Origin of the sequence: Streptomyces seoulensis, from assembly GCF_022846655.1 — a bacterium.
In the GTDB taxonomy this organism is placed as follows: domain Bacteria; phylum Actinomycetota; class Actinomycetes; order Streptomycetales; family Streptomycetaceae; genus Streptomyces.
Genome location: NZ_AP025667.1, coordinates 1,392,472 through 1,407,269, shown reverse-complemented (window position 1 = coordinate 1,407,269; position 14,798 = coordinate 1,392,472). Strand labels below are relative to the sequence as shown.

Here is a 14,798-nt window from a genome sequence, read left to right as displayed (position 1 = left end):
ATTCACGCGGGAGGACCTCATTTCCATGACCCACACCACGCCCGACCACCCCACCCGGAAAGCGGGCGGGGCCGTCGTCCCGGTGCTCGCCTTCGCGGGCATCGTGGTCGCGGTGATGCAGACCCTGCTCGTGCCGGTCATCAAGGACCTGCCGCAGCTACTCGGCACCGAGCCGAGCAACGCGACCTGGGTCCTCACCTCCACCCTGCTCTCCGGTGCCGTCGCCACGCCGATCATGGGCCGCCTCGGCGACCTGTACGGCAAGCGCCGGATGCTGATCCTCAGCCTGTCCGTGATGGTGGCCGGCGCCCTGGTCAGCGCGGTCACCAGCCAACTGCTCCTGATGATCGTGGGCCGCACCCTCCAGGGCTTCGCCATGGGCGCGATCCCGCTGGGCATCGGCCTGATGCGCGACATGCTCCCGCGTGAGCGGCTCGCCTCCGCGATGGCGCTGATGAGCTCCTCCATCGGTGTCGGCGGCGGTCTCGCGCTGCCCGCCGCCGCCCTGGTCGCCCAGCACACCGACTGGCACGCCCTGTTCTACGGCGCCGCCGGTCTGGGCGTGCTCGCCATCGGCCTGACCCTGCTGGTCGTCCCCGAGTCCCCGGCCCGCGCCAAGGGCTCCTTCGACTACCCGGGCACCGTCGGCCTCTCCGCCGGTCTGGTGCTGCTCCTGCTGCCCATCACCAAGGGCAGCGACTGGGGCTGGTCCTCCGGCACCACGCTCGGCCTCTTCGGCGGCGCGCTCGCCGTCCTGCTGCTGTGGGGCATGTACGAGCTGCGCACACCGGCCCCGCTGGTCGACCTGCGCACCACCGCCCGCCGCGAGGTGCTGCTCACCAACCTCGCCTCGATCATGGTCGGCGTCAGCTTCTACGTCGTCTCGCTGGTCCTCCCCCAGTTGCTCCAGTTGCCCGCCGCCACCGGCTACGGCCTGGGCCAGTCGATGGTGGTCGCCGGTCTCTGCGTGGCCCCGCTGGGCCTGACGATGATGTTCACCGCCCCGGTGTACGCCCGCCTGTCGGCCCGCTACGGCCCCCGGACCACCCTGATCATCGGCATGCTGGTCATCGCGATCGGCTACGCGGGCGGCCTCGGCCTGATGGACGCCGCCTGGCAGACGATCATCACCTCGGTGGTCCTCGGCGCGGGCATCGGCCTCGCCTACTCCTCGCTGCCCGCGCTGATCGTGGGCGCGGTCCCGGCCTCCGAGACCGGTGCCGCCAACGGGCTCAACACCCTGATGCGCTCCATCGGCACCTCGGTCTCCAGCGCCGTCATCGGCATGGTGCTGGCCAACACCGCGCAGGACATGGGCGGGATCGCGGTGCCGACGATGCACGGCTTCCGGGTGTCGTTCCTGATCGCCACCGCCGCCGTCCTCGTCGGTCTCGCGCTCGCGGTGTTCCTGCCGCGCACCCCGCGTCCGGCCCAGCACACCCAGCTCCGCGCCAGCAGCGAGGAGGACGCCGCGCTGGAGCGCGCCCAGGAGGTGCTGCGCGGCTTCCGGGGCCGGGTGCTGGACGCCTCCGGCGCCCCCGTGGCCCGCGCCAAGGTCACGCTGATCGACCGCCGGGGCCGCCAGGCGGGCACCACCCTCTCCGCACCGGACGGCAGCTACGCGCTCGCCGTCCCCACCGAGGGCCCGTACGTCCTGGCAGCCAGGGCCGCCGGGCACGGCCCGCTGGCCTCCTCGGCGACACACACCGGGGACGAGCGTCCCGTCGAGCTGGACCTGCCCCTGCCGGGCGAGACCGTCACGGCGTGACCCCCGCAGGTCCCCCGCCACCGCACCCCCCGCCCGGCCCCGGGCTGGGGGTGCGGCAGCATGGGGCGCCGAGAGAGCCGTACGACCGAGAGGAACCCCGCATGCCCGCGGCACCCAAGCCCGAGATCCTGGCCGCGTTCGAGGCCGCGAAGGGGTTCATGCCCGTGGACGAGGGGCTGGCGCTGTACGCGGCGGCGCTGGACGCCGGGCGGCTCGGGCTGCCGCTGCTGGAGGTCGGCACGTACTGCGGGCGCTCCACCGTGCTGCTGGCGGACGCGGCCCGCCAGACGGGGGTCACCGCGCTGACGGTCGACCACCACCGGGGCAGCGAGGAGCAGCAGCCGGGCTGGGACTACCACGACCCGGAGACGGTCGACCCCGAGGTCGGCCTGATGGACACGCTCCCCACCTTCCGCCGCACCCTGCACCGAGCCGGCCTGGAGGACCACGTCGTCGCCCTGGTCGGCCGCTCCCCGCAGGTCGCCGCGGTGTGGAACTCCCCCGTGGCCTTCGTGTTCGTCGACGGCGGCCACACCGACGAGCACGCGAACGCCGACTACGAGGGCTGGGCCCCGCGCGTCGCGCCCGGCGGACTGCTGGTCATCCACGACGTGTTCCCGGAGCCGGAGGACGAGTTCACCGGCCAGGCGCCGTACCGGGTGTATCTGCGGGCGCTGGCGTCGGGGGCGTTCACGGAGGTGTCGGCGACGGGCTCGCTGCGGGTGCTGAAGCGCACGGGGGACGGCATCTGACACTCCGTCAGGTGAGGGCGTGCCCGTTTCCGCACCGGGCCGGACGTGCCGTTAGGGTGGCTGCGTGTCGTACGAAGGCCCGGAATCCGAAGCTGCCCGGCCGCGCCGCACCCGGCGCGCCCTGACCATCACGTCCGCCGCCCTGGTGCCGGTCGCCCTGCTCGGCTGGCTGGCGTACTCGGCGCTCGGCGACGAGCCGCGGCGCCCTGCCGGTGCCGCGAGCCCGGCGCCGTCGGCGCCCGCGGCGCCCGCGGCGCCCGGCGGCAAGGCGAGTCCGTCGGCGGGTGGGGACTCGCTCGCCGGCAAGGTCGTCGTCATCGACCCCGGTCACAACGAGGACAACTTCCGGCACACGGCCGAGATCAACCGGCAGGTCGACGTGGGCAACGGCAAGAAGGAGTGCGACACCACCGGCACCTCCACCGACGCCGGTTACCCCGAGGCGACGTTCACCCTCGACCTCGCCCACCGGCTGCGGACGCTGCTGGAGAAGCGGGGCGCCACGGTGAAGCTGACCCATGACGGCGACCGCGCGTGGGGTCCGTGCGTGGACGAGCGGGCCCGGATCGGCAACAAGGCCCACGCGGACGCGGCGATCTCGCTGCACGCGGACGGCTCCGCGCAGGGCAACCGGGGCTTCCACGTCATCATGCCGGGCCCGGTGCACGCGGGCGCCGCGGACACCCGGCCCATCGTCGCCCCCTCCGCGAAGCTGGGCGAGCGGGTCGCGGGCGGCTACCGCCACGCCACCGGTGAGCCCTTCTCCAACTACCTGGGCGACGGCACCGGGATGGTCACGCGCACGGACCTGGGCGGTCTCAATCTGTCAACGGTTCCCAAGGTGTTCATCGAATGCGGGAACATGCGTGACACGTCCGACGTGGCGCTGCTGACCAGCGGTCCCTGGCGCCAGAAGGCCGCGCAGGGGATCTCTGAGGGAATCGTGAGTTTCCTGCACGAGTCGTGACCGCCGGGCGAAACCGTCCGCACACCGGATCACGCGGACGGTACTGTCTACCGACGACGAGACGACCTACGAAGGACCTGATGAAGTGAATATCCGCTCCCTCACCAGAGGCGACGGCGTGGTGATCGGAGCAGCCCTGCTGCTGCTCATCGCGTCGTTCTTCGACAACTTTTCGTACGACGAGCTCTCCGGCGACGTCGACATGCCGAACCTCTGGGAGAGCGGCCCCGTCCTGCTCAGCGTCGTCCTGGCAGGTCTGATCGCCGCCGCGCTCGTCGTCACCGCCCGCGCGCTGCCCCAGCCCCGCAAGGTCGCCGGTCTCGAACTCGGCGTCTTCGGCGTGGCGTTCGCGGTGTTCGCCGCGTGGAGCGCGCTGGGCAACGTGATCGACCCGATCGGCGGCCTGGACAACATCGCCTCCGGCTCGAAGTCGCCGAGCGCCGGTACCGGTCTGATCCTCGCGCTGGTCGCCACGCTGCTGATGGCGGCCGCCGCCATCGCCACCCCGCTCGTCCCGGCGCTCCAGGCCGCGCTGATCCCGGCGCCCAAGCCCGCCGCCCCGCAGCCCTACGGCGCCCAGCCGCCCCAGGGTTACGGCTACCCCGGCGCCCCGGCCCCGTCCTACGGCGGTCAGCCGCAGCAGGGCCAGGCGTTCGGGCAGGCCGCCCCCCAGGGCGCTCCGGCGCCGCAGCAGGCGGCCGCCGACTTCTCGCCGTTCTGGTTCGCCGTGCCGGTGACGCGCCCGCTGTACGCGGAGGACGGTTCGCCGAACCCGGTCGCCGAACTGGCCCCCGGCACCTGGTACCTCGCGGTCGAGCAGCGCGGTGCCGCGCTCCTCGCGCAGACCCAGGACGGCCGTCGCGGTGTCCTCCAGGACACCTCGGGAATCCAGCGCGGCTGAGCCCCCGGACCGTCGTGTGCGGCCCCTCGCCCCTTGCGGGCGGGGGGCCGTCGCCGTTCAGCCCTTGGAGAGGTCGGAGGTCGAGGGCACCTGGTCCTTGACCGGTGCGCCCGCGCTCGCGCCCGCGCTCTTCACCTTGTTGATGATGTCGTCGTACGAACTCATGGCGTCCGTATCGCCGTTGCGCAGTTTGGACGGCAGGTTCTTCAGGCCCTCGATGCCCGCGGTCAGCGGTGCGAGCGCCTTGGACAGGGTCGGGTCGTCCTGGGCGTTCTTCTGGGCGGCCTTGAGCCGGTTGTAGGCGAAGGCACCGGCGAGGCCGGCCTTGACGAGGGCCACCTTGCGGCCGTCGGCGCCCTTCTTGAACGTCCCGGCCCGCCAGGGCTTCACGATCCACTGGTACGTCGCCCCGGCCGCGAGGCCCGCGTTGGCGACGAACCGGGTCTTGGCGAACTTCTGGCGCTCGGCGGACGTGCTGGGGCTCGGGGAGGCCGCGGCGGGGGTCTTGGTGCTGGTCTTGTCGTCACTGCCGCAGGCGGCGGTACCGGCCAGCAGGGCGCAGCACAAGATGAGCGCCACCCATGTGCGGCGCAGCGGAACGGGCACGCGGTCCTCCGGACGTGTCTCCCCGAGCGGGTGTCTCCTGACCCGAAGCCTTGCCCGGCCGCCGGGCCGCCGCCAGCCGGGAGGCCCGTACGGGTCGCCGGGCCCGGTATCAAGGGCCTGTGGCCGGTTTCAGGGGGCGCGCAGCGGCAATTCGAACACCATGTCTCGACACCACTCAGGCACGAACCAGGCCGGCCGGGTCATCGCCCTCGTGGCCGACGTCATGGCCGTCATCCTCGGTCTGTGGATCTTGATGTACCTGTTGGACGCGAACCGGGGGAACTCCCTGGTCGAGTTCGTCCATGACACGGCCGCCTGGCTGGCGGGCTGGTCCCACGACCTCTTCACCTTCGACGAGGCATGGGCCCGGGTCGTCGCCGGTTACGGACTGGCCGCCGTGGTCTACCTGTTCATCGGCCATGCCATCGCGGGGCGCCTGCACCGCTGACCCGGAAAAACCAGAAGAACCGGAAGAACCCGAAGCCCGGACGGGCCCCGACAGCCGCTCACTCGCAGCAGTCGGGGTCCAGCCCGCGGGGCAGGCGTTCGCCGCCGAAGACGGCACCCGTGGCGTCGTGGCCGCCGAGGGCGGCGACGGCGAGGACGAGGGAGCCGGCGGTCCAACTGGTCAGTTCCCGCGGCCAGACGGCGTCGTCGTCGAAGACGTAGCCGGTCCAGTACAGGCCGGACTCCGGATCGCGCAGGTGCTGGATGGACTGCAGGATCGTCAGCGCGCGGTCGGATTCGCCCACCGCCCAGAGGGCCAGGGCGAGTTCGCAGGACTCGCCGCCGGTCACCCAGGGGTTGGGGACGACGCAGCGCACGCCCAGCTCGGGCACGACGAAGCGGTCCCAGCCCTCCTCGATGCGCTCCTTGGCCTCGACCTCGGTGAGGGCGCCGCCGAGGACCGGGTAGTACCAGTCCATCGAGTAGCGGTTCTTGTCGAGGAAGCGCTCGGGGTGCCTGCGGATGGCGTGGCGCAGTGCGCCCACCGCCAACTCCCAGTCGGGCTGCGCCTCTTCGCGCTGCTCGGCGATGGCGAGCGCACAGCGCAGGGCGTGGTGGACGGAGGAACTGCCGGTGAGCAGGGCGTCGGTGGCCGTCTCACCCTCGGCGTCGACGCGCCAGCCGATCTGGCCGCCGGGCTGCTGGAGCCGCAGCACCCACTCGATGGCCGCGTACACGGTGGGCCACATCCGGTCCAGGAAGGTGTCGTCCCCGGTGGACAGGTAGTGGTGCCAGACGCCGACGGCCACGTAGGCGGTGAAGTTGGACTCGCGGGCCCGGTCGGTGACGTCGTCATGGGCGCCGTCGGCGTAGGCGGCGTACCAGGAACCGTCCTCGTTCTGGTGGTCGGCGAGCCAGCGGTAGGCGCGCTCGGCGGCCGCGTGCTCCCCGGCCGCGTCGAGGGCCATGGCGGCCTCGGTGTGGTCCCACGGGTCAAGGTGGTGGCCCCGGAACCAGGGGATCGCGCCGTCGGTGCGCTGCACCGCGAGGATGCCCCGGACGGTGGCGGCGGCCTCCTCGGCGGTGAGGACCCCGGTCAGGACGAGGTGGTCGGTCCTGGGAGTGGTCACCGGGCGTCCGTCTCGGCGCCGTCGAGGCGGGGCAGGTGGGGCTTGGTCGCGTAGGCGACGAAGCTCTTGCCGATCAAGGGGTTGAGGGCCTGCTCGGCGACCCGCGTGGCCAGGGGCTTCTTCATGATGTCCCAGACCAGCAGCTTGTGGTACGCCCGCACCGGCAGCGCCTTGTCGTTGTCGACACCGAAGGCGCACTTGAGCCACCAGTACGGGGAGTGCAGCGCGTGCGCGTGGTGGGTGCCGTAGGGCTTCAGTCCGGCGCCGCGCATCTTGGCGAGGAGTTCCTCGGCGCGGTAGATGCGGATGTGCCCGCCCTCGACCTCGTGGTAGGCGTCGGAGAGCGTCCAGCAGATCTTCTCGGGCCCGTACCGGGGCACGGTGACGGCTATGCGTCCGCCGGGCTTGAGGACGCGGACCATCTCGGCGAGCACGCCCTTGTCGTCGGGGATGTGCTCCATCACCTCGGAGATGATGACGACGTCGAAGGACTCGTCGGGGAAGGGCAGCGCGAGCGCGTCGCCCTCCATGGCGGTGGCGGTGGCGCCCTCGGGGGCCTCACCCGCCTCCTTCATCGCCGCGAACCACTTGGCGACCTCGCGGATCTCCTCGGCGTTCTGGTCCAGGGCCACGACCTGGGCGCCGCGCCGGTAGCACTCGAAGGCGTGGCGGCCGGCCCCGCAGCCGAGGTCCAGGACACGGTCGCCGGGGGCGAGCGGGAACCGGGAGAAGTCGACGGTCAGCACGTGGCCCTGCTTTCGGAGGAGCTTTCGGAGGGTGCCGCGAAGACGCCCGCGGCGGTCGCGGCGGCCGCGACGGGGCGGTCGGCGCCGACGGCGGGAAGGGGTCTGTCGGCGCGCGGGCGGGCGCGGTCGATCGCCTCGCGGTAGCGGGCCACGGTGCCCTCGGCGGCGCGGGCCCAGGTGAAGCGGGCGAGCACCCGCTCGCGGCCGGCCGCCCCGAGGCGTGCGCGCAGTTCGCGGTCGCCGAGCAGCCGGGTCAGGGCGGCGGCCAGGGCTCCGGCGTCGCCCGGGGGTACGGCCAGGCAGGTCTCGCCGTCGGTCCCGGCGACCTCGGGGATGGCGCCGCCGGTGGTGGCGACCAGCGGGGTGGCGGTGGCCATGGCCTCGGCGGCGGGCAGCGAGAACCCTTCGTACAGCGAGGGCACGCAGGCGACTTCGGCGGAGCGGATCAGGTCCACCAGCTCGGCGTCGGATATGCCCTTGACGAACTCGACGGCGTCTTCGAGGCCGTAGCGCTCGATGGCCTGGGCGACCGGGCCCTCCTCGGCGCGCTTGCCGACGACGACGAGGTGGGCGTCGGGCTGCTCGGCCCGCACCTTGGCGAGTGCCTCCACCAGGAAGACCAGGCCCTTGAGGGGCACGTCGGCGCTGGAGGTGGTGACGATCCGGCCCGGCACCTCGGCGACGGCCGGATTCGGCGCGAACAGGTTGGTGTCGGCGCCGATGTGGACGACGTGCACCCGGTCCTGGCTCACGCCGAGGTGGTCGACGATCTCCTGGCGGGAGCTGCCGGAGACGGTGAGCACGGAGGACAGGCGGCGGGCGACCCGCTTCTGCATGCGGGTGAAGCCGTACCAGCGGCGCACGGACAGGCGGCGCTTGAAGTCCTCGGCGGCGTCCAGGTCGAGCTGCCGGTCGACGGTGATGGGGTGGTGGATGGTGGTGACCAGGGGGGCGCCGAGGTCGCCGAGCAGGCCGTAGCCGAGGGTCTGGTTGTCGTGGACGACGTCGAACTCACCGCTGCGGGCGCGCAGTTGGCGCCGGGCACGCAGGGAGAAGGTGAGCGGCTCGGGGAAGCCGCCGGTCCACATGGTGGCGACCTCCAGGGCGTCGACCCAGTCCCGGTACTCGCCGCGCCCCGGGGTGCGGAAGGGGTCGGGCTGGCGGTAGAGGTCGAGGCTGGGCAGCTCGGTGAGGCTCAACCGGCCCGCGTGATCGGCGTGTTCGTCGAGCACGGGGTAGGGCTGGGAGCCGATGACCTCCACCTGGTGCCCCAGGCGGGCGAGTTCACGGGAGAGATGGCGTACGTAGACGCCCTGGCCGCCGCAGAACGGGTTGCCCTTGTAGGTGAGGAGCGCGATACGGAGCGGTCGCCCGCCGTCGGCGGCGAAGCCCGAGGGAGCCGCCTGACTGGCCTCAGCGGTCACTCTGGGCCCCCTTCTGCCTGCACGGTCCCGCGAGACTACGACGGGACGACAATCCGGAACAAGTTTCAGACTTGATCATCCAAGAGGCTCTGAATCTACCGGCAGGTAGGAGCGCTGTGAGCAGTGGATCAGGTGATTCACGCCACGACCGGGCGCTTCGGCGCCCCCGGTAAAGTGGGCGAGTCGTCATACACCCGTACGGGGGGAAGCCGGTGCGATTCCGGCGCTGACCCGCAACCGTCATCCGGCGCCCGAGGGGCCCGGTGAGCCGGAACGCCTCGGCGGGACGTTGACCGGCTCGCGTGCGCGGCACTGTGCCGCGCACGGCACCGTCGAGGCATACGGGGCCGGGCCGCCGGGGTGGTTCCCGCGCGCGTCGGCTCCTCGCAGGAGAGGCAGTCGCCGACCATGAACGTCCGCCGCAGTGCCGCGGCTCTCGCCGCCATAGGCGTGCTGGCAGCAGCCGCGCCCGCCACGGCCGCCGAGGCCGCCCCGTCCCCGAAGGCGACGGTCCCGGCCGGGCTGTTCGGCAAGGGCGATCCCACCTACGACGGCGTCTGGCGCCAGTCCCTCGCCCTGCTCGCGCAGGACACCGTAGGTGAGAAGCCCGCGGACGAGGCCGTGAAGTGGCTGACCGGCCAGCAGTGCGCCGACGGCGGCTTCGCCTCCTTCCGCGCCGACACCGGCAAGGCGTGCGGCGGCAAGGGCGCCCAGGCCGACACCAACAGCACGGCCGCCGCCGTCCAGGCGCTCGCCGCGCTCGGCGGGCACGACGACGAGACCGGCAAGGCCGTCAAGTGGCTGAAGGACCAGCAGAACAAGGACGGCGGCTGGGGCTACGCCCCCGGCGGCCCGAGCGACACCAACTCCACCTCCGTCGTGGTCGGCGCGCTGGCCGCCGCCGGTGAGAAGCCGGCCGGGCTGCGCGGCAAGGGGAAGACCCCGGACGAGGCGCTGGCCGCGCTGGCCGTGCCCTGCGACCAGGACGGCGGCGGCGCGCTCGCCTTCCAGCCGGACAAGAAGGGCAAGCTGACCGCCAACGCGGACGCGACGGCCGCCGGTGTGCTCGGCGCGCTCGGCAAGGGCTTCGTCGTGGAGCCCGGCAAGGCCCGCGCCGAGGCGCCCGCCTGCGCCTCCGCCGGCAAGTCTGGCCCGGCCCGGCTGGCCGACAACGCGTCCGCACACCTCATCGGCGCCGTCGGCAAGAGCGGCCACCTGATGTCCGCCCTGCCCGGCGCCGAGAAGCAGCCCGACTTCGGCAACACCGCCGACACCGTGGTGGCGCTGGCCGCCGACGGCTTCACCGAGCAGGCGAAGGCCCCGTACGCGTGGCTGGCGAAGAACGCCGCGAAGTGGGCGCAGCAGAGCGGCCCGGCCGCCTACGCCCAGCTCATCCTGAGCGCGCACGCGGTCGGCGCCGACCCGCGCGACTTCGGCGGCACCGACCTGGTCCGTGCCCTGGACAAGCTGGGCCCGGCCCCGGCGAAGGCGGCCGCCGAGCCGTCCGCCGAGGCGGAGGAGAAGGCCACCGAGAAGTCCGGCAACAGCGTCTGGTGGATCATCGGCGTGGGCCTGGTCGCGGGCATCGGCGTCGGCTTCCTGTTCAGCGGCCGGAAGAAGAACCGCCCGTGACCTCGGTCCGCCGTGCCGCGGCCCTGCTGGTCGCGTCCCTCCTCGTCCTGGCCGCCGCCGCGCAGGCCGAGGCCGCCGGATACCGGTACTGGTCTTTCTGGGACCGCTCCGGCGACCGGTGGGCCTACGCCACCCAGGGCCCGGCGATGCAGCGTCCGGACGACGGCGCCGTGCAGGGCTTCCGGTTCGCGGTCAGCGCGGACTCCTCGGACGCGAACCGGCCGCGCGGCACGGCGGACTTCGGCACGATCTGCGCCAGGACGCCCGCGAAGGCGGGCACCAAGCGGGTCGCCCTCGTCCTCGACTTCGGCACCCCGGCCGACGCCCCCTCCGGGGAGACCCCGCCGGCCGAGCGCGAGGTCTGCGCCCGCGTCTCCCCCGACGCGACGACCGCCGACGCCCTGGCCGAGGCGGCCAAGCCCCTGCGCTACGACACCAACGCGCTGCTCTGCGCCATCGCCGGTTACCCGGCGCGGGGATGCGGGGAGCAGGTGGCCGCGGACGACAAGGGCGCGAAGCCCTCGAAGAAGGCCGCTCCCCAGGACGACGGCCCCTCCCTCGGTCTGCCCCTCGGCATCGGCGTGGTCGCGGTGCTCGGCGGGGCCGCGTTCTGGCAGGCGCGGCGGCGCCGGAATGCCTGACACCGGCCTCCGCGGCGCCCGTACCTCCGTGCTCGTCCCCCGGCGGACGAGCACGGAGCTGCACCCCGGCGCCTGGTGGCTGTGGTCGCTCGGGCTCGGCACGGCCGCCACCCGCACCACCAACCCCCTGCTGCTCGCCCTGCTGATGGCGGTGGCGGGCTACGTGGTGGCCGTGCACCGCTCCAGCGCGCCGTGGGCCCGCTCGTACACGGCCTTCGCCAAGCTGGCCGCCGCCGTGCTGCTGGTCCGGCTCGCCTTCACGGCCGTCCTCGGCTCCCCGATCCCGGGTACGCACATCCTGTTCACGCTGCCCGAGATCCCGCTGCCCGCCTGGGCGCAGGGCATCCGCCTCGGCGGGCCGGTGTCGGCGGAGGCGCTGCTCTTCTCCGGCTACAACGGCCTGAAGCTGGCCGCACTCCTGATCTGCGTCGGCGCCGCCAACGCCCTGGCCGGTCCGGCCAAGCTGCTCAAGTCCCTGCCGGGCGCGCTGTACGAGGCGGGGGTCGCGGTGGTCGTCGCGCTGACCTTCGCCCCGCATCTCATCGCCGACGTGCAGCGGCTGCGCGCCGCCCGCCGCCTGAGGGGGCGCCCGGACCGGGGCGTGCGGGGCCTGTTCCAGGTCGGACTGCCGGTGCTGGAGGGCGCGTTGGAGCGCTCCGTCGCGCTGGCCGCCGCGATGGACGCGCGCGGCTACGGCCGTACCGCCGACGTGCCCGCGCCGGTGCGCCGTACGACGACCGCACTGACGCTGGGCGGGCTGCTCGGGGTGTGCGCGGGCACGTACGGGCTGCTCACCGCCGAGGGCGGGGTGTACGGGCTGCCGCTGCTGCTGGCCGGAGTGCTGGCCGCGCTCGCCGGGCTGCGCCTGGGCGGCCGCCGCTCGCCGCGCACCCGGTACCGTCCGGCGCCCTGGGGCGTGCGGGCGTGGCTGGTGGCGGGCTCGGGCGCGGCCGTCGCCGCGCTGCTCGCGCTGGCCTCCGTACGCGATCCGGGCGCGCTGCACCCCGGTGTCGTACCGCTGGCCGCCCCCGCCCTGCCCCTGTGGCCCGCCGCGTCCGTCCTGCTGGGCCTGTTGCCCGTGCTCGCCGTACCCCAGCCCCCCGAGGAGCTGTCGTGATCCGCTTCGAGGAGGTCGCCGTCACCTATGACGGAGCGGCCGAACCGACCGTGCAGGGCGTGGACTTCGAGGTGCCCGAGGGCGAACTCGTTCTGCTCGTCGGGCCGTCCGGGGTGGGCAAGTCGACGGTCCTGAACGCGGTCAGCGGGCTGGTCCCGCACTTCACCGGGGGCACCCTGCGCGGCCGGGTCACCGTGGCGGGCCGGGACACCCGCACCCACAAGCCGCGCGAACTGGCCGACGTGGTGGGCACGGTGGGCCAGGACCCGCTCGCCCACTTCGTGACGGACACCGTGGAGGACGAACTCGCCTACGGGATGGAGTCGCTGGGCCTCGCCCCGGCGGTGATGCGGCGCCGGGTGGAGGAGACGCTCGACCTGCTGGGCCTGGCCGATCTGCGCGACCGTCCGATCGCCACGCTCTCCGGCGGCCAGCGCCAGCGGGTCGCCATCGGCTCGGTGCTGACCCCGCATCCACGCGTCCTGGTCCTGGACGAACCGACCTCGGCCCTGGACCCGGCCGCCGCGGAGGAGGTCCTGGCCGTCCTCCAGCGCCTGGTGCACGACCTGGGCACCACGGTCCTCATGGCGGAACACCGGCTGGAGCGGGTCGTGCAGTACGCCGACCGGGTCGTCCTGATGCCCGCGCCCGGCGCTCCCCCGGTCCTCGGCGCTCCGGCCGACATGATGGCCGTCTCGCCGGTGATCCCCCCGGTGGTCGAGCTGGGCCGCCTGGCCGACTGGACCCCGCTCCCCCTGACCGTCCGGGACGCCCGCCGCAAGGCGGGCCCGCTGCGCGAACGCCTGGCCCTCGCCGAGGAGCCCGAGCGGACCGGGCCCCCGCGGGCCGCCGCGGTACCGGCCCCCCGCCGCCTGTCCCTCCGGCGCGGCAAGGCGCCCGCCTCCGCCGCCCCCACGGTCGCCGAGGTCCGGGACCTCGCCGTGCGGCGGGGCCGGGTCGAGGCGCTGCGGGGCATCGACCTCACCGTCGGCCCCGGCGAGACCGTCGCCCTCATGGGCCGCAACGGCGCCGGGAAGTCCACGCTGCTCGGTTCCCTCGTCGGGCTGGTGACGCCGACCGGCGGTTCCGTCCAGGTCGGCGGAGCCACCCCGCACCGGATCAAGCCCGGTGAACTGGTGCGCCGGGTCGGCCTGGTGCCGCAGGAGCCGCGCGATCTGCTGTACGCCGACACGGTGGGCGCCGAGTGCGTCGCCGCCGACCGGGACGCGGACGCAGCCCCCGGCACCTGCCGGGCCCTGGTGTCGGAGCTGCTGCCGGGCATCACGGACGACACGCATCCCCGCGACCTCTCCGAGGGCCAGCGCCTGGCACTCGCCCTCGCGGTCGTGCTGACCGCGCGCCCCCCGCTGCTCCTGCTGGACGAGCCGACGCGCGGCCTGGACTACGCGGCCAAGGCCCGCCTGGTCGCCGTACTGCGCGCACTGGCGGCCGAGGGGCACGCCCTGGTGCTGGCCACGCACGACGTGGAGCTGGCCGCCGAGATCGCCCACCGGGTGGTGCTGCTGGCGGACGGCGAGGTGATAGCCGACGGCCCCACGGCCGACATCGTGGTGTCCTCGCCCTCCTTCGCTCCCCAGGTCACCAAGATCCTGGCCCCGCAGCCCTGGCTGACGGTGTCCGAGGTCCGGGAGGCCCTGGCATGACCCGTACCGCCGTCCGCGCCGTCCGGCTCGGCCCCGGTTCCGTCGCCGCGCTCGTGCTGGTCGGCGCGGTGGGGGTCGCCGCGTTCGGGTGGCCGTTCCTCGCGCCGCCGGACTCGCGGCTCGGCGCGCACGCCGAGGACGCGCCCTGGCTGTTCGCGGGGCTGCTGGTGCTGCTGGTCGCGGTGGTGGCGGCGACCATCGCGGAGTCGGGGCTCGGCCCGAAGGCCGTCGCCATGCTGGGGGTGCTCGCGGCGACCGGCGCGGCCCTGCGCCCCATCGGCGCGGGTACGGCGGGCATCGAGCCGATGTTCTTCCTGCTGGTGCTCAGCGGGCGGGTGCTCGGCCCCGGTTTCGGCTTCGTGCTCGGCTCGGTGACGATGTTCGCCTCCGCGCTGCTGACCGGCGGGGTCGGGCCGTGGATGCCGTTCCAGATGCTGGCGATGGGCTGGTTCACCATGGGAGCGGGCCTGCTGCCGGGCGCCTCCCGCCTGCGCGGCAAGGCCGAGCTGGCGCTGCTGGCCTGCTACGGCTTCCTCGCGGCCTTCGCCTACGGCACGATCATGAACCTGGCCGGCTGGCCGTTCATGGGCACCATGGCGTCGAACATCTCCTTCGACCCGCACGCGGAGGTCCCCGCCAACCTGGCCCGCTTCCTCGCCTACTGCCTGGCCACCTCGATGGGCTGGGACCTGGGCCGGGCCGTCTGCACGGTCGTCCTCACCCTGACCGTCGGCCCGGCCGTGCTGCGCGCCCTGCGCCGGGCCACCCGCCGGGCCGCCTTCGAGACGCCGGTCACCTTCGACGCCCCGGATGCGTGAGCCACCCCATATGACCGAGGCCACCTACGACCTCGGATCGTAGACCTCGACGCCCGTCATGCACCTCCTTGCACCCTCCTTGGCCTGCGCTTTGAGAGCCGGGTCACATACGGGGGCATCCCTGGCGGTCCTGCCGCAACTAGTAAAAGGGGATATTGCGGGCGTTTCGGAAGCTTGCTTCTCTG

Annotated in this window: 14 protein-coding genes; 10 read left to right on the top strand and 4 right to left on the bottom strand. The window is 73.7% G+C overall.

Annotation, left to right across the window (positions count from 1 at the left end):
• Nucleotides 1-25 precede the first annotated feature (25 nt).
• The 4 genes from HEK131_RS06475 (at nucleotide 26) to HEK131_RS06460 (ending at nucleotide 4,388) form a co-directional block, all read left to right on the top strand.
• Nucleotides 26-1,768 (top strand): MFS transporter, encoded by a 1,743-nt coding sequence (locus HEK131_RS06475; RefSeq protein ID WP_244334004.1) that lies wholly within the window; start codon nucleotides 26-28, stop codon nucleotides 1,766-1,768.
• 101 nt (nucleotides 1,769-1,869) lie between these two features.
• Nucleotides 1,870-2,520: a class I SAM-dependent methyltransferase gene (locus tag HEK131_RS06470; RefSeq protein WP_244334002.1), complete on the top strand. Its 651-nt coding sequence runs from the start codon at nucleotides 1,870-1,872 to the stop codon at nucleotides 2,518-2,520.
• Nucleotides 2,521-2,584: 64 nt separating this feature from the next.
• Nucleotides 2,585-3,487, top strand: a complete 903-nt coding sequence (locus HEK131_RS06465) for an N-acetylmuramoyl-L-alanine amidase (protein WP_244334000.1) — start codon at nucleotides 2,585-2,587, stop codon at nucleotides 3,485-3,487.
• 85 nt (nucleotides 3,488-3,572) lie between these two features.
• Nucleotides 3,573-4,388 carry a DUF5336 domain-containing protein gene (locus HEK131_RS06460; RefSeq protein ID WP_244333998.1) on the top strand — a complete coding sequence of 272 codons (816 nt, stop codon included), beginning with the start codon at nucleotides 3,573-3,575 and terminating at the stop codon, nucleotides 4,386-4,388.
• 57 nt (nucleotides 4,389-4,445) lie between these two features.
• On the opposite strand, the gene HEK131_RS06455 is transcribed toward HEK131_RS06460, so the two are convergent.
• Nucleotides 4,446-4,994 carry a hypothetical protein gene (locus HEK131_RS06455; protein ID WP_217462834.1) on the bottom strand — a complete coding sequence of 183 codons (549 nt, stop codon included), beginning with the start codon at nucleotides 4,992-4,994 and terminating at the stop codon, nucleotides 4,446-4,448.
• A 160-nt stretch (nucleotides 4,995-5,154) separates the two neighbouring features.
• Here HEK131_RS06455 and HEK131_RS06450 point away from each other — a divergent pair, with 160 nt between their 5' ends.
• On the top strand, nucleotides 5,155-5,442 hold the full coding sequence (locus HEK131_RS06450) for a hypothetical protein (RefSeq protein WP_161149645.1): 288 nt from the start codon (nucleotides 5,155-5,157) through the stop codon (nucleotides 5,440-5,442).
• A 58-nt stretch (nucleotides 5,443-5,500) separates the two neighbouring features.
• Here the strand turns inward: HEK131_RS06450 and HEK131_RS06445 are convergent, their stop codons facing one another.
• From HEK131_RS06445 to HEK131_RS06435, 3 genes are read right to left on the bottom strand one after another with little or no spacing between them, the layout of a single operon-like run.
• The gene (locus tag HEK131_RS06445; RefSeq protein WP_244333993.1) at nucleotides 5,501-6,571 is read right to left on the bottom strand and encodes a prenyltransferase/squalene oxidase repeat-containing protein; all 1,071 of its coding nucleotides are present in this window, start codon (nucleotides 6,569-6,571) and stop codon (nucleotides 5,501-5,503) included.
• Nucleotides 6,568-7,317, bottom strand: coding sequence for a class I SAM-dependent methyltransferase (locus HEK131_RS06440; protein WP_217462832.1), 750 nt, complete (start codon nucleotides 7,315-7,317; stop codon nucleotides 6,568-6,570). Before HEK131_RS06440 ends, HEK131_RS06445 begins: the two co-directional genes overlap by 4 nt.
• Complete coding sequence (locus tag HEK131_RS06435) at nucleotides 7,311-8,741, bottom strand: glycosyltransferase family 4 protein (protein ID WP_217462831.1); 1,431 nt, start codon at nucleotides 8,739-8,741, stop codon at nucleotides 7,311-7,313. Before HEK131_RS06435 ends, HEK131_RS06440 begins: the two co-directional genes overlap by 7 nt.
• A gap of 408 nt (nucleotides 8,742-9,149) precedes the next feature.
• Here HEK131_RS06435 and HEK131_RS06430 point away from each other — a divergent pair, with 408 nt between their 5' ends.
• Genes HEK131_RS06430 through HEK131_RS06410 form a run of 5 tightly spaced genes read left to right on the top strand, consistent with a single transcriptional unit; the run spans nucleotide 9,150 to nucleotide 14,613 of the window.
• Entirely contained in the window at nucleotides 9,150-10,373 is a 1,224-nt protein-coding gene (locus tag HEK131_RS06430) for a prenyltransferase/squalene oxidase repeat-containing protein (protein WP_244333991.1), read from the top strand.
• Nucleotides 10,370-11,014 (top strand): SCO2322 family protein, encoded by a 645-nt coding sequence (locus HEK131_RS06425; RefSeq protein WP_244333989.1) that lies wholly within the window; start codon nucleotides 10,370-10,372, stop codon nucleotides 11,012-11,014. Before HEK131_RS06430 ends, HEK131_RS06425 begins: the two co-directional genes overlap by 4 nt.
• Nucleotides 11,007-12,131 (top strand): energy-coupling factor transporter transmembrane protein EcfT, encoded by a 1,125-nt coding sequence (locus tag HEK131_RS06420; RefSeq protein WP_244333988.1) that lies wholly within the window; start codon nucleotides 11,007-11,009, stop codon nucleotides 12,129-12,131. The genes HEK131_RS06425 and HEK131_RS06420 overlap by 8 nt, the downstream gene beginning before the upstream one ends.
• Nucleotides 12,128-13,795, top strand: a complete 1,668-nt coding sequence (locus tag HEK131_RS06415; protein WP_244333986.1) for an ABC transporter ATP-binding protein — start codon at nucleotides 12,128-12,130, stop codon at nucleotides 13,793-13,795. The genes HEK131_RS06420 and HEK131_RS06415 overlap by 4 nt, the downstream gene beginning before the upstream one ends.
• Nucleotides 13,792-14,613, top strand: a complete 822-nt coding sequence (locus tag HEK131_RS06410; protein ID WP_244333984.1) for an ECF transporter S component — start codon at nucleotides 13,792-13,794, stop codon at nucleotides 14,611-14,613. Before HEK131_RS06415 ends, HEK131_RS06410 begins: the two co-directional genes overlap by 4 nt.
• The last annotated feature ends 185 nt before the right edge of the window (nucleotides 14,614-14,798 follow it).